Raw genomic sequence first — 15567 nt, forward strand, 5'->3', positions numbered from 1 at the left:
TTCGACCGGAACTGATATAATTGTAACCATCAATTGACCCCATAAGTAGTGACAACTCTCGACAAAATAACAGGGTCAGTTTTGGCAACGAGGAGGATTAACATGATTGAGTTGACATTATTGTTGAACAGAGAGTCTGGAGATCCGTTATACGCTCAGCTTTATAACTATATTAAAAAAGATATTTTGAACGGAAAGTTACCAGCCGATTCTCGACTTCCCTCTATTCGCTCACTATCCAGCCACCTCCACATTAGCCGTAATACAGTGGATATGGCGTATCAACAGTTATTAGCGGAAGGTTATGTCCAGAGCAGACCTAGAAGTGGCTTATACATAATGGATTTGAAGCTGGAAGCATTGCCCTTGTCCCATGTAGTGAGTAAGGAGTGGTTGGAAAACAGTATTCAGGATAGCCCAGAGATTCGATACAATTTTCGTTATGGTGACGTAGATGCTGAGCATTTTCCATTTGCCACTTGGCGCAAGTTATCCAATCAGAGCTTGCTCCAGAATCAAATGAAGTTGTTCTCTTATGGCGATCCTCTTGGCGAACCGAGACTTCGATCTGAAATTGCAAATTACCTGCACAGTTCTAGGGGAGTAAATTGTTCACCCGATCAAATTATCATTGGAGCTGGTGTTCAATACCTGCTCGGTGTGTTATCTGGATTAATAGGTGACGTTAGTCATGGTATCGCGATGGAAGACCCGGGATATGACGGTGTTCGGACGGTTTTTCAACATAAAGGTCTAAACATTCACCCTATTCCGCTAGAAGCAGATGGACTTCATATCCATAAGTTATACGAAAGCAATTCCCGCATCGTCTACATTACACCGTCACATCAGTTCCCCTATGGAATGGTCATGCCGCTCGCCAAGAGAATGCAATTACTGAAATGGGCAACAGAACAGAATGGGATCATTATTGAGGACGATTATGATAGTGAGTTCAGATATGTCGGCAAACCGATACCTTCTTTGCAAAGCCTGGATACTCAACAGCGAACCGTTTACCTGGGAACATTTTCAAAGTGCCTTCTTCCTTCATTACGAATTGCGTATATGGTTCTACCACAGGCCATGGTAGAGCTACACCGTAAACAAGACTACCGATTATATGATCAAACGGTCTCTCATTTTCAGCAGAATACCTTAGAGCTGTTTATGAGTAATGGACATTGGGAAGCCCATATTCGCAAGATGAGAAAGGTATATCGACAGAAGCAATTCACACTCATTTCAATGATTCAGAAGATGATGGGTGCTCAAGTTACCATCATTGGTGAGGATGCAGGACTTCATATTTTGTTGCGTGTACATAATGGAATGGATGAACACAAGCTGATTGCTACTGCTGAGAAGGAAGGTGTCCAGGTCTACCCGGTATCCCCCTTTTGGGCGCAACCAGCTCAAGCGGAGAAATCCATGGTTCAGATTGGTTTTGGTGGATTGAGTATTGAGGATATTACAGTAGGTGTATACGCCCTTCACCGGGCTTGGTTTGGGGTCTGAGAACATTCGTGTGACCACGACCACAAAACCAAACCATTTCCACATCGGAAAAACCCGCTAAACACTCGGAAATCCCTGTGTTTAGCGGGTTTCATTAAAATATGAGAGCATATTATACTCGGAGGAAGCTATATTTCTTTAAATACATTTTTTTCATTTGTTCATCTCATCCACAGCAGTCTTACCAGCAATTCGTCCAAAAGTAAAGATATCCGTCAAAGCATTACCGCCTAAACGGTTGCCTGCATGTATACCTCCGGCCACTTCTCCAGCGGCATACAGATGCGCTATGGGTTGACCGTTTTCATCCAATACACGGGTTTTCGTATCGATCTTAATACCGCCCATCGTATGGTGAACTGCAGGTTTTCTTGGTGTAGCGTAGAATGGAGACTTCTCGACTTTTAAGCTAAACGTATCCTTATGGAACTCTGGATCAAAGCCCGCATCCACATAAGAGTTATACTTATCAATGGTAGTTCTAAGAACCTGAGGGTCCATATTAATTTTCACAGCCAGCTCTTCTAACGTATCGGCTCTAAACAGAGTACCCGCTTCTACTTGCTGATCTATCTTTTCCTGGCTTGTGTTTGCTGCGGTTTTCTTGATCTCGTCATCCGCAATCAGGTAAAACAAGCTTCCCTGCTCGATAGCCGCTTTGGTTAAGACATCTCGTCCAGAAAATTCATTAACAAACCGTTCGCCCTTTTTGTTAACAATGACAAAATTTTCAGGAGGTACTTGCAGCCCACTGAAGAGTTCGCCCGTTTCCGGGTCCGCTACAGGCATCATTTGAGTGAAGCCCATGCCTGTAAGCGCTGCTCCTGCACTCTTACCCAGCGATATTCCATCCCCAGTCATCGCATAGGAGTTCGTTGTTTTGATATCATCGTCAATATGGCTCCAGTACGTGTTATATTCCTTGAGCATCTGTGTATTAGCACCAAAACCGCCGCTAGCAAGCACAACCGCTTTGGCATGAACGGTGATTTTCTGACCATTTACACCCGTTGCGATAACACCTGCAATTTTTCCATCTTCGATGATTAGCTGTTTGACCGGACTATCTGTAATAATTTGTCCGCCATTTTCTTCTACATATTTGCTAAGTGCAATGATAAAGGCAGAGCCATAACTTTTGACAGGTTTATGGCCACGACGCCAAAGGGCACCCACTGGAGCAAATACGATACTTTTATCATACTCAACCCCGATATCCTCTAGCCACGTTACACTTTCCAAGGCACGGTCTGTAAGTACTTTGACCAGATCGTACTGTCCATAGATCATGTTTCCATTCAGGTCCGTTCGTTTGCCCCCGAAATACGTTTGCATTCTGTGAAGAAGTGGGGAGTCGAATAAATAAGCCTTTTCTGTGCCGAACTTTTCCTGATACGCAGTAAACTCTTCTTTGAGTGCATGGAAATCATCGATATATTCCGGATGGATCAAGCTCGCATCGGTACTTAATAAATTCTCAATCGTCTGTCTTTCCCCTGGATTCTCAGTGAACTGTTGTTGCCATACAGGATCTGCAGCATTGACAGGACCACCTGAGCGGATCGTATTTCCCCCAACAGCAGGATATTTCTCAAGTACAATCGCACTTGCTCCTTGTTGTAAAGCTGTAGCAGCAGCACTAAGTCCTGCGCCACCTCCACCTACAACGACCACATCGCAAGTATATTCTTCGTCAGCCCTCATCTGGCTGCTAGCAGGTTTTGGACGTCTTTTCAGGATGTCGGGGTTCACTCCGGCAAGCTTAACCGCTTTGGCTACACCATTGATGACAGCATTACTGGTTTCAGAAGCACCTGAGAGAGCATCTACATTCAGCGTCTGTCCCTCAATGATTTTATTCGGAATTCTTACAAAAACAACATCGGCGATGCCTTCGGTTTCACCCTTCGAATCGATATCGATGCTTTCAATTCTATTTTCACTAAAGGATACCTTCATCGGCAGATTGCCACTGTGACCTATGGCATTGATCTCATACATACCAGGTCTATAGGTGAACTCCTCTTCTTCGTTGAGCTGATTTGAAATTTTGGCAAACCGAAGGAACCGCAGGAAACATGTTTCCAGGAAATCAATCGTTCCTTCATTGTTCAGGTTGCCTGATTCGTCAAATGCTTTATGTGCGCTGCCAAGCAAAAATTCATACCCTGGCATCACGTTAGCTTCGACACCTGGTGCATCCAGAATTTGACGAAGATGCAGCTGTGCACGCGAGGAACCTTGTGTTCCCTGTGACGCGCCTATGATCATCACGGGTTTTCCAGCCAGCGGATGGATTTCAAAGCTCAACCATTCAAGCAGACTTTTAAGAGATGAAGGGATGGAATGGTTGTATTCTGGAGTCGCAATAATAACACCATCACTTGCCATAATTTTTTCATTAAACGATTGTATAATTGCACTGTTTGTTTGGTTATCGGACTGATTAAACATCGGAACATCTGTAATATCGAGGATTTCAATGGCTGCTCTGGACTCAAAATGCTTTTGTATGAATTGAAGCAGCTTGCGATTATACGATTTCTTTGCATTTGTGCCAACGATCGCTATGATTTTCATTGTGATTAGCCCCCTACTCTTGCCAGGAAAATTTTTTCGTTTTTTTCATCAATGTCCTTTTTGATAGCAGTTCCGTAGTGATCTCCGTAAACAAAACAAACTCATTGAAGATTTCGTCGAGCTCCGCTACTTTCTCAGCGCTGATCAGGCTACCGCTGTTATCAAATGCACTCTGTGATTTTCCCAAAAGAAACTCGCTGCTCGGCATCATTCTCGCACCAAGCTCAGGCGAATCCAGGATTTGTCTGAGATGAGCTTGCGCTCTGGAAGAACCAAGTGAACCATGTGATGCACCCACGATGAGAACAGGCTTGTCTTTCAAGGTTTGAGTCGTGTAACTGATCCATTCCAGCGCACTTTTCAGAACGGCAGGGATTGCATGATCGTACTCAGGAGTAGCGATAATGATGCCTTGCGCTTTAGAGACTTGACCCAATAAGTCCTGTACCTTCGCAGGAATACCAACTTCAGCATCCTCTATTTCATCTTTTTCAATGAACGCAGGTAAATCCTTAATTTCATATAAATCAATCTGGGCCTCACTCGAAAAATGCTTTTGCATAAATTGAAGCAACATGCGGTTAGTTGACACATCCGAATTGGTACCCACAATAGCTAAATAATTCATCGTAATCCCCTCTCTGTCATTCGAAGATGATGTTCGTACATGTCAGACTCGTTCTTTCGGCCTAACTCTAACATATCAAAGCTCAAATGATCTAATAGTTATTCATTGCAGTTTGATAACTAATTTGTTATAATCACCTCAAATTCAAAGTTTGTTACTTTTTTCACAAAGAGGTGAGGGACATGTCTAAATTGGAATCGCAGGATATCTTGTGTTACATTGACAGCCTATTGAAATACAGTAACTATAGCCGGGCTGCTCAATCCCTTTACATATCTCAACCCTACCTCACAAAGGTTATCAAGAAAATCGAAATTGAGTTGGGCTGTGAGCTGATCACTCGCAACAAACTTCCGTACCGATTAACCGAGCAGGGGAAAATATATTATCAATACCTAACGTCACTCGAACATAGCTACGCCAAGCTTATAAGGGAAATTTCATATGTATCGGATATTGGCAATAAGGTGATACGGATCGGAATCCTTCCCAGCCTTGGTTCTTACTTAACGCCTCTTTTTTTACCAGATTTTCTGGAAATTCATTCTGCTTATAAAATTAATCTTGTCGAGGATTTACCTGAAAAAAATGAGAAACGTCTCCAAAATAATGAGCTGGACTTCTGGATCGGGCAAAATTCAAGCAGTATCTCCCCTAACTTGAACTCGTTTAACTGGGGCAGGCACAGTTACCAAGCCATCATTCCGCGTTGCTGCGAATTATATCAAGAGAATGTTGCAGTCATCCCGGAGGGCACGATTGAGATCAGCACCATTTTGAACCAAAAGCTTATTCTAACGTCCAAAGGTTCGGCAATCCGAAAACAGATTGATCAATTGCTCAGTGTCTACAAGGTACAGCCTAATATCGTTATGGAAAGCAATGAAATCTACACTGTACTCAAACTTGCAAAGCATAATTTAGGTCTGACCTTTGTGCCTGAAAGTATCCATATCAAGGAGTGCCCTTCGGAATACAACATCTATCCAATCCCTGTAGAGAAAATGAGTCTGGATTATTTTATAGCCCATCATGGAGAAAAAAAGCTGAATAGCGTGGATCATGACCTCATCCATACGTTTCTCAATCACGGACAACAATGTGCGATATAGGAGGCTATCATGAAATCTTTTACGAGAACGATACCGCTCATGGGAACGAACATATCACTCTATATCGAGGGGACAGATGCTGAAGAGCTTGCCGAGGAAGCCGTGAATATGCTTGTCCGTTATGAACAAGTGTTCAGTGCCAACAGTGAGCAATCGCAGCTTGCCATGCTAAAAAAAGAAGCCGCATCACATCCGCTTAGAGTAGACAAGGAACTGTATGATCTTATTAAGATAGGCAAAGAACACAGCCTGAATAAAGATTCATTTTTAAATATTGCGATAGGGCCTTTGATCAAATTGTGGAGAATTGGTTTTCACGAGGCACATGTGCCGGACGATACCGAGATTAAATCAGTGCTGAAGCTCTTAAATCCGGAGCATATACAGCTTGACGATGAGCTGCAAACGGTTCATTTATTCAAAAAGGGCATGGAAATCGACCTTGGAGCAATCGCTAAAGGTTATTTTGCTGATCAAGTTATGTCATTTTTTAAGAAAAACGGAGCTGCATCAGCTATGGTCGATATGGGCGGCAATGTTTTGGTTCATGGCGATTCTCCCACCGGGTCCAGTCACTGGAAAGTTGGAATCCAAAATCCCTTTTTACCAAGAGGAAATGCAGCAGCACTCGTTAGTATACGGGAGCAATCCGTTGTTACATCAGGAATATACGAGAGAGTTTTAGAGAAGGAAGGGAGTCAGTACCATCATATATTTAACAGCAGAACAGGCTATCCAGTAGAAAGTAATATCGCTTCTTTAACGATTATTGCGGATAGATCGCTCGACTGCGATATATATACGACAGAATTGTTTGGGTTAGATGTGGTCTCCATTATTCATAAAGTTAATAAAATGAAGGATATCGAGGCTGCCGTGATAACAACGGATGGAAACCTGGCCTATACAGATAATCTTAGAGGAAGAATTGAGCCCCTATTAAGGTAAAGTTAACAGCTACTTCTTTAAGCCAGGATCTAACGGCTGTTCCTGCTCACTGATTAAACAGATAAAAAGTTGGACGGAACAAGTTCTTCCGCCCAACTTTATTATCTGAGTAAATCAATAGCAACTGCCTTATACTTAACGTGTCTACATCAAACCCAACAAATTATAGATCATCACTGCTGCTTCTGCACGGCTAGCATTCTTCTTCGGTGCAAACTCATCGTTACCTACACCGTTGATTATGCCTGCTCCCTGTATTGCCTCTACCGCTTGCTTCGCGTAGTTTGCGATGTTTGCTTCATCCTTGAAGGCTGTAGCTTCACCACTTGCTAACGCCAGTTGCTTAATTTGGACAACCTTGTATACCATAACCGCCATATCTTCTCGCGTAATGTTCTCATGAACTCCGAATCGTCCATTTGGTTTCCCGTTCACAATCCCCAGCTTCTGCGCGGTTGCGATATTTCCATGGTACCATTCTCCTGGCTTCACATCACTAAAACTTGTCGTTGCGTTCTCATCTGATAGCTCCAACATATTCATCAGCATGGTGATGAATTCTGCTCTTGTCACTTGACCATTCGGATTAAATTCGCCGTCGCCCATACCCTTCACAATGCCTCTTGCTCCCAATGCTGAGATCGCGTCCTTCGCCCAGTCTTGGGTCACATCCTTAAAGCTCGTTGCAACATACGCTACCGTATACTTGCTCGCATACGTTGGCTTGAACTCTACTTTTCCTGTCGCTGCATTGTATTTACCATTCGTCACCACTCTTAGCTCTCCGTTGTCCTTCACATCGTATACGACGACGTTGTTTGGATTTTCGGCAGCTTTTAGGGTGTATGGCAATTCAATCACGAGATCATCTCTGCCATCAAACTCTGTAAGCTTCTTACCGTCAATCGTTAACTCGATATCGTAAACGACCTCACCGTTCAGCTGAGCTTGTGCACTAGCTGACAGTTGATTAGCTGCTATTTTCTTAAGCACCAATCCTAACGATTTCCCTGCACTTGTTCCTGTTCCAAGCAGTTCGGTTGCCACTGTTACGACTGCAGAGCCAGTGTTGATCTCGATGCGATCTACCGTAGACGTTCCACTTGTTAAGCTTGCATCTACTGCTAGCTCAATCGTTAGCTCATTCAAGCTTTGATCACCATCAACTCCTACTTGCAGCTTACCGCCTGTCGTTTGATCAAGCGCACGCTTCATTGTATCCGCACTTAACTTCACTTCAGAAGTACCGTTCTCATTTACAACTGGTTTAATGTTTATTTGGCCGTTGTCCATGACCACTGGCTCATTTCCACCTGGAGCTGTTGGTACTGTAGGTGCAGGAATGTTACCGTCACCGCCACCATTTCCATTACCACTGCTTGGTGCTTGTGGTGTTCCTGACACCACAACCCCTGCGGATTCATGTCCCGCTGCGTTTACCGTAGTAATACGGAATTCATAAAGCGTACCATTCGCAAGTCCTGTGACTTCATAACTGCTAGCCGCATTGTTCAGCGTTACCGTCTTAAACTCTGTATTTCCATACCCTGTAATCTTAATAGCGACCAAATCGCTTTCTGCAGGATTACTCCATTTCAGAGTCAGCTTTTGATTACTCGCTGTTACACTTGGTTTTGTCACTTCTCCTGGTGCAGTCGGCTCAACCGATGGTGTTACCGTTACCGTAGCGCTGGATGATAACCCACCATCTACTGTAGTTACTGTAATGCTTGCTGTTCCTGGTGCCACTGCTGTTACTTGGCCTGTCGCACTTACAGTCGCTACAGCTGGATTGCTAGAGCTCCATGTTACTGCTTTTTTCGTTGCATTAGCTGGTGTTACCGTAGCTGTCAATTGCCCTGATTGACCTTCTACGATGGACATCGTCGTTTTGTCCAAGCTAATTCCGCTAACGGGTACGTTCTTCCCACTAAGTGCATCATACTCACTTTGTGTAATGGGAATTACCGTTCCGTGACGCGGACTAGCGGGTAAATTGTAGTTAGAAGATAATGTCCAGACACCTGATGCAAGATTGGTGGTCTCGAATGGAAGATAACCTCTTCCACCAAACTCATCCACGAATAAATACCATTTTTCATCTGTATTTGATTTAAAGATCGTTGGACCCTCAACCCATTTCATGTTACCCACACCTTGATTAATCATCTTGAAGGCTGGATCTAAGATCGAGTTACCAACCTCTTGGAAAACCATCTTGCCAAATGGAGCAGAAGCTCCGTTGTCCTGCTCATCCTTCGTAAATCGATACACTTTTCCATCATGCTCAATCATCGTTGTGTCAATGATGGAGTATCCATAATCCAAATATACTTTCGGTTCAGTAAACGTATAGAAATCTCTTGTCTTGCTATACATCATTTTTTGATATGCACTACCTGTATGGGATGCATCATCAAACATTCTTGAAGCCCAGAATACGATATATTCACCTGTGGTGTTGTCGTACATAATTTCTGGTGCCCATGTATTACCCGCTTCTTCCGGTGCAACCTCTACCATGCGTTGATCTGTCCAGTTGACCAGATCATTCGATTCCCACACCATAATGGAACGACTGCCCCATGTCTGTGCTCTGCCCCAGTTACCATTGCCGTTAATTTTCAGATCGGTAGCGATCATGTAGAACTTGTCACCTTCAGGCGAACGAATAATGAATGGATCACGTACTCCCTTCTCCCCTAAGGTAGAGGTTAATACAGGTTTACCATTATTCAATTCTCGCCAGTTCAATGGATCATTACCGTTACTTAGTGCAAAGTGAACTTGCTCGCCTGTTGAGGTACCTTCTCCAGTAAAATATGTGAAGAAGTATCCCGCATATTTTTCATCAGCAGGCCGTTCCTTCACCTTCGCCATAAATTCCTTTGTAGTGGATGCTGAATTTAATGTAATCGTAGCTGTAAGCTTCACGTCTACATCTCCACTACCGTGCGCCGGACGTTGTACTTCACCAGTCACTGAAATGACATTTGGCTGAACAGAAGTCCAAGTAATGGTTGTTCCATATAGTCCAGATTCCGGTAATGAGAGATGACCTCTAACATCACTAATGTTATGAACGACTAGCGCTGCTTTTGCTTCATCTACAGAAGTGGCATCGCTTGGCAATGCCTTAACCATCAACGTAAAGGTTTTGCGATCTGTCTCTGTACCATCTGTAAATACTGCTGTTAACGTTACAACTTGATCGCCAGTTGCGTTCGCTGGTCTGGTTACGGCACCTGTAGTTGAGATTACATTCCCCTTATCCGAAGTCCAGCTTATTGTTGTGCCATAAGCACCTGATGTTGGCAACGTTACATTGCTTATAATCTCATCTTTTGATGTATTCGAGGCAAGAAGATCATCAATCGTTAATTTCTCTGTCGCAGCCGATACAAGCATGCCCTCCAGTAAAGCAATCTTCTGATCTGCCTGAGCCTTAAGTGATTTAATATCCGCAACAGTCATAGCACCATCATAGATTTGGAAGTCTGCAATCAACCCGCCGAAGTATGGATCATCTGTATAGAATGACTTACCAATGTTTCCACTACTGCCTGAAGTATTTTTTATTTGTTCTAATGTCATTCCATTCGTAGAGCCTGATGCAACAGGAACTCCATCAATATAAAGCGTTAGTGTACCATCTGTACCTGAAACAACCGTCGTAACGACTTTCCATTCATTATTCTTTAAGCCCGTGGTCGAAGCTGAAGACTCATTATTCCAGGCATTCGTCGCGATACCCAACCGGGCTAGACCGTTAGCATTATAACGTGGTGTGAAATACGTATAGTGCGTATTATTGTTTGGTCTTCCTAATGCATATAACCACTCCGCAGCGTTTTTACCGCTCCAGTTCACAATGGATGAAACGGTGATATCCGTTAATCCATCGAGAACTCCTTGTGGCAGCTCTACATAGGAGTTAGTTGTGCCACCAGTAAAGCTTAGTACACCCGCATCTTGTGTACGAATCCATTCTGCTTTAGATGGATTCATCCATTTTCCGTTAAAGTTTCCTGTTTGGTCAACAACTGTCGCACCATCGATATCATTCATATCGTAGTGGAGAATGAGTTCTGCCCCAGATGGCTGCTCTACTGGAGGAGTAACGTCTTCATTAGCCAAAGTTGCAATCTCTTCAACGGATAATGCACGATTATAGATACGGAAATCATCCAATTTACCATCAAATAGACTATGAGAGCTGTTTCTCGATTTACCAATATAATTCATCGTTGTTTCCAGTAACATTCTCGGCTCCACGTTATATGTCGAGCTGCGTTTAACCTCTTGACCATTCACGTACAATACGGCATCAAATTCATCCATTGTAATGGCAACATGCTGCCAAGTCTTCGTTGGTAAAAGTCCAGCATTTCTCACTGCATATTTATAATCAGATCCTAGTTTCGTGCTGTCATTGCTAAATTTCTCTGTAAAAGGGGTTACGACAGCGAACTCCAGACTACCTGTATCCCCTTGTGTACTCAAGTACATGGTGTTGCGGTTAACCTGTCTGCCTGTTTCGGAAGCAAAATCAAATATTCTTTGATTGGCCTGATTTTTGTCCATTTGAACCCATGTAGAGAACGTAGCCTTCTCCAGATTCAAGGATTGAATCAAGTGATCTGGCAGCTTCACATATCCTGTTGATCCATTAAGCTCTAATGCACCACCCGTTTTACCGATGCGATCCTCTTCATTAATCGTTGCTCCACCTACGAGTGTTGCGTGATGACCATTACCAGAAATGTCATTCAACGTTGTATCATTCACTGTATTTGCATCAAATGAGTAATGTACAACCGGATCTTTTGATGGTGCTGGACCTTTCCATGCATACTTCTCTTGCAAAGCATCATACTCCGCACGTGAGATTGGAATCACCGTCCCGTGTCGTGGTCCTGGCGGAAGTGCATATTGATCACTACTTAATACATTGTTCATATATTGCGTGCTACTATCCAGATCTGTTGTATATCGTACATGATATGGCCATGAATCAAGGAACAGATACCATTTTTTTTCATGAATATCCTTAAATATCGTTTGTCCTTCGTTGTTTCCATTTTTTCCGATCAAGCCGAGTTTGTTATCCCGTGTACCAGGAACAGCGTTGTATTGAAGGCCATTTGCTGCAATACCGTCCTTGTCATAATAGAACGTTGGTGCCTTCTCCACATACACTTTCGTATTCACTTCTGATTTGGTGAATCGGTACAACATATGATTGTGCTCAATAAATGTCGTATCAATGGTCGGAAGTGACTCATCAATCATGACCTTGGGCTCAGAAAACGTGTAGAAATCTCGTGTTGTCGCGTAGTACATCACATTGTACTGACCTGCAGGTCTTCCGTTATAATCACCATATGTCTCTGTGTTTTTCATTGATGATGCCCAGAATACAATATACTCTCCAGTTACCGGATCATAGATCGCTTCTGGCGCCCACGTATTTCCTCCAGTTTTAGGAGCCACCTTGATCATTCGCTGCTCGCTCCAGTTCACGAGATCCTCTGACTCCCAAACCATCATGTAATGACTCCCCGTAATTTGAGCCTGATCAAAATCTGTACTTTCGCCCATTTTCAAATCGGTTGCCAGCATATAGAACTTATCACCTTCTGCTGACCGAATAACGAATGGATCACGAAGTCCTTTTTCACCCATATCCGATTGCAGGATCGACTTCCCATTATTCAGCGCTTTCCAGAACAATGGATCTTCCGCTGTAGCGAAGGAGATCTCTTCACCACCCTCATATTCACCTGTAAAGTACGCAAAGAAGTACGCATCAGGCTTTACTGGCGCAGCTTCTTTTTTAATTGTAACGTTAAACGTTAGCTCTTTCGAAGCTGTACCATTCGTAATCGTAGCGATTAGCGTAACGGGTATATCCGTAGCTTGACGGCTCACCCAGCCTAATTGTGTAGCGTTACCAGCCGCTTCAGCCGTTCCTTTAACAACCGCCGGCCTGCTGGATGTCCATGTAATGGTGGAGCCTTGTTCACCTGTAGTGACAAGACGTAAGTTGCCTTTAACATTGTCCGCGTTGTAGATCTCTAATTGTTCAGCGTCCAGATCAACCTTCTGCTGATCATCGAATTGCTTCAAGATCGTAACAGGGAATACAGCAGTTATAGATACGCCTTGATACGTTAAAGTAGCCGTAAGCTCTGCTTGAACATCACCTGCTTGAACAGCCGGACGTTGTACAGTGCCACTGTTAGAAATGACAGTAGGATGACTAGAACTCCAAGTGATGTTTACGCCATTTTTACCGTTTGTTGGTAAATTAACGTTTCTCGTTATCTTGTCAGCACTCTGATCTGCCTCGTCTAAGTAATGACCGATGTCAAGTTGATTCGCTGCATCATCAACAGTGAGCTGACGTATTTTGGAGATGTGAGTTGCTGCTTCTTGTTGATATAACTCGCTCATTTCCTGCTCCGTCAACGCACGATCATATACTTGGAAATCAGCCATGCTACCTTGAAAATATGGATCGTTGGCGAAGATGGACTTACCGATAAAGCCAGAGAACGTAGCATCCGGATTAATAATGTCTGACAGCTTTAGTCCCTTCGTATTACCTGAAGCAACTTTAGCTCCATCCACGAATAATGTCATCTTGTTGCTAGCTTCGGAGAAGGAAACTGTTACATGCTTCCACTGTCCACCGATCAGGTTGGAGTTTGCGCTACCTGTAACTAATGCTTCGTTCGGCCAGCCATTTTTAGATATACCTGTAGCAATCATATTGCCTGATCCACTACCGTGACGTGGGGTTACAAAAAAATATTTGTTCGTTTCAGGCGTTAACACCGTACCCAAACCAAAAATCCAGCGATTCGTACCATCATTCGTCCAGTTTACGATGGAAGATACGGTAATTTCATTCAGACCTTGTAATAAATCTAGTCCATTGGAGCCCTTAGGAATCTCAACATACCCACTGTTCGATGTAGAGCTTCCACCATTAAAGGAAATAAAGCCAACTTCACTATTTGAAATGAATTGTCCATTGTTTGGATTTTTAAATACCCCGTCGAATGTAACTTCCTTGTTGGCAACATCCTTTAGTACGAGTTGACCGTCTACTTCTGTAGTCGTTTTCATGTCGTAATGAAGAATAAGATCATCTTTGAGTGATTTTCCCTTAACGGTAACGGCTGATGTAGCTGTAAACGCTCCATCTTCAGTCTGTACCGTAATTGTGGCATCACCATCACTAACCGCTGTAACTTCACCCGTTGAATTGACAACCGCTACACTTGAGTCACTAGATATCCAGACGACTCTTTTATTGTTTGCATTTGAAGGTGAAATTGTAGCCACTAATGTCTCGCTGTCCCCCATGGATAAAACAAGTGCAGATTCATTAAGCGAAACACTTTTAACGGCAATCTGCTGAGTAGAGTCATCCTTAGGTGGTAAGGTAACCACGAACTCCTTCGTTGCCTGGCTTCCACCTAAAGAAATGGTTGCAGTTAACGTCACTTGTTGCTCCATTTCTCGTAAGAACACTTCCCCGGTTGGACTAATCGCACTTTCATCACTGGAAGTCCATGATATCCATGCGCCATACTTATTGGCAGAAGGAAGTTCAAGAGATTCTGTCACGGCAGATACATCACCTAACGTTAGCTCTAATTTGCCTTGTTGTACTTGCTTTTCATTAAATGATTGTTCATATACTTCAGCGATATATTCACTACTTAGTGCCTCTCCGTAAATTCTTAAATCTTGAAAGCTACCTGCAAAAGTAGCATCCCCTAGATAATTGGAGCGACCGATGTAAGCTTGCAAATCCGTACCAAAGCTTGCTGTTGTTTTCTCTTTGGCGGTCGTTCCTATACTTACACCGTTAATGTAACCTGTAATAGAGCGTTCTGTAATGACCGTCGTATAGTGAACCCATTGACCTTCGTACTGTGACGTAGAGGTGCCTGATACGCCTACCTCTGTCGTCCAAGGCTGGTCAATATTATTGCGATCCGTAAATACGGACTTAAAATCACCACTTGGATTCGATGGATTAAACATCCAGTAATTCGTTGGCAATTTATTTTCAGCTGCTGGCGTACCGTAGAATAATGCGGAGTAGTTCCCGCTCCCCGTATTACTCTTGATCCATACAGAAATCGTTGTATTTTCTTGATGATCAAACAATCCAGTAGGAAGCTGCACGTAGTTCGTAGTACTATCTGTTCCTCCAGGTAAAGTAAGACCATCAGCATACGTAATGTTTCCTACTGCCGTTCCATGTTTGCCATTACCGGATGTATCCTGAACATCCTCAAGCAATGGATACTGTGCCAACATCGTTGGTGTTATGGGGTCCGCTGAAGCTTGATTGTTAAATGGCAGAACAAGACTCAAACAGTTACTGAAGGTCAATAGTAAAACTAACATTATGATTGAAATCCGCTTTAGCATAGCATTCTTCCCCTCGTTTAATATTCAAAAGCACGCAATCCTTATTCCAGCTTTAAAACAAGACCAACTCGTTCAAGGAGTTAAAGAAACACCCTGGAATGAATGCGCTTACATTTCTTCTCATATTACGTCTTCCACCATTCCAATTCAATGTAGTTTCTTGTTCATAAGGTGGATTTTTTTATTGCAATTTGAAATGAATGCAGACTGCAACACCATTCATATGAAGCAATCTACATGCACAGATGCGTACAAGATTATCAAAACAATAAAACGGCATCTCTGCCGTTCTGGATGTATACGTATGGTTTATGTGTAAATTAAAGG

At 43.1% G+C, this 15567-nt stretch carries 6 protein-coding genes; 3 read left to right on the plus strand and 3 right to left on the minus strand.

Annotated features, from left to right (window positions below):
* Window positions 1-102: 102 nt before the first annotated feature.
* The gene (gene pdxR, locus IFU39_RS10790; protein ID WP_192132524.1) at window positions 103-1518 is read left to right on the plus strand and encodes a MocR-like pyridoxine biosynthesis transcription factor PdxR; all 1416 of its coding nucleotides are present in this window, start codon (window positions 103-105) and stop codon (window positions 1516-1518) included.
* Window positions 1519-1671: 153 nt separating this feature from the next.
* Here pdxR and IFU39_RS10795 read toward each other — a convergent pair whose 3' ends face one another.
* Both IFU39_RS10795 and IFU39_RS10800 read right to left on the minus strand, forming a co-directional pair.
* Window positions 1672-4098, minus strand: coding sequence for a flavocytochrome c (locus IFU39_RS10795; RefSeq protein WP_192132526.1), 2427 nt, complete (start codon window positions 4096-4098; stop codon window positions 1672-1674).
* Between the two features lie 13 nt (window positions 4099-4111).
* Window positions 4112-4726 (minus strand): NADPH-dependent FMN reductase, encoded by a 615-nt coding sequence (locus tag IFU39_RS10800; protein ID WP_105598072.1) that lies wholly within the window; start codon window positions 4724-4726, stop codon window positions 4112-4114.
* A 182-nt stretch (window positions 4727-4908) separates the two neighbouring features.
* On the opposite strand from IFU39_RS10800, the gene IFU39_RS10805 reads away from it, so the two are divergent.
* Window positions 4909-5838 (plus strand): LysR family transcriptional regulator, encoded by a 930-nt coding sequence (locus tag IFU39_RS10805; protein ID WP_105598071.1) that lies wholly within the window; start codon window positions 4909-4911, stop codon window positions 5836-5838.
* A 9-nt stretch (window positions 5839-5847) separates the two neighbouring features.
* On the plus strand, window positions 5848-6786 hold the full coding sequence (locus tag IFU39_RS10810) for an FAD:protein FMN transferase (RefSeq protein ID WP_105598070.1): 939 nt from the start codon (window positions 5848-5850) through the stop codon (window positions 6784-6786).
* 144 nt (window positions 6787-6930) lie between these two features.
* Here IFU39_RS10810 and IFU39_RS10815 read toward each other — a convergent pair whose 3' ends face one another.
* A complete protein-coding gene (locus IFU39_RS10815; RefSeq protein ID WP_192132528.1) occupies window positions 6931-15216 on the minus strand; it encodes an immunoglobulin-like domain-containing protein in 8286 nt (2761 codons plus the stop codon).
* Window positions 15217-15567 lie beyond the last annotated feature (351 nt).

Origin of the sequence: Paenibacillus sp. CFBP 13594, from assembly GCF_014842675.1 — a bacterium.
Taxonomy (GTDB): Bacteria; Bacillota; Bacilli; order Paenibacillales; family Paenibacillaceae; genus Paenibacillus; species Paenibacillus amylolyticus_B.

What these genes read in the sequence shown, in the direction of transcription:
- pdxR (WP_192132524.1), top strand. Translation starts at nt 103, where the DNA reads ATGATTGAGTTGACATTATTGTTGAACAGAGAGTCTGGAGATCCGTTA.
- IFU39_RS10805 (WP_105598071.1), top strand. Translation starts at nt 4,909, where the DNA reads ATGTCTAAATTGGAATCGCAGGATATCTTGTGTTACATTGACAGCCTA.
- IFU39_RS10795 (WP_192132526.1), bottom strand. Translation starts at nt 4,098, where the DNA reads ATGAAAATCATAGCGATCGTTGGCACAAATGCAAAGAAATCGTATAAT.
- IFU39_RS10800 (WP_105598072.1), bottom strand. Translation starts at nt 4,726, where the DNA reads ATGAATTATTTAGCTATTGTGGGTACCAATTCGGATGTGTCAACTAAC.
- IFU39_RS10810 (WP_105598070.1), top strand. Translation starts at nt 5,848, where the DNA reads ATGAAATCTTTTACGAGAACGATACCGCTCATGGGAACGAACATATCA.
- IFU39_RS10815 (WP_192132528.1), bottom strand. Translation starts at nt 15,216, where the DNA reads ATGTTAGTTTTACTATTGACCTTCAGTAACTGTTTGAGTCTTGTTCTG.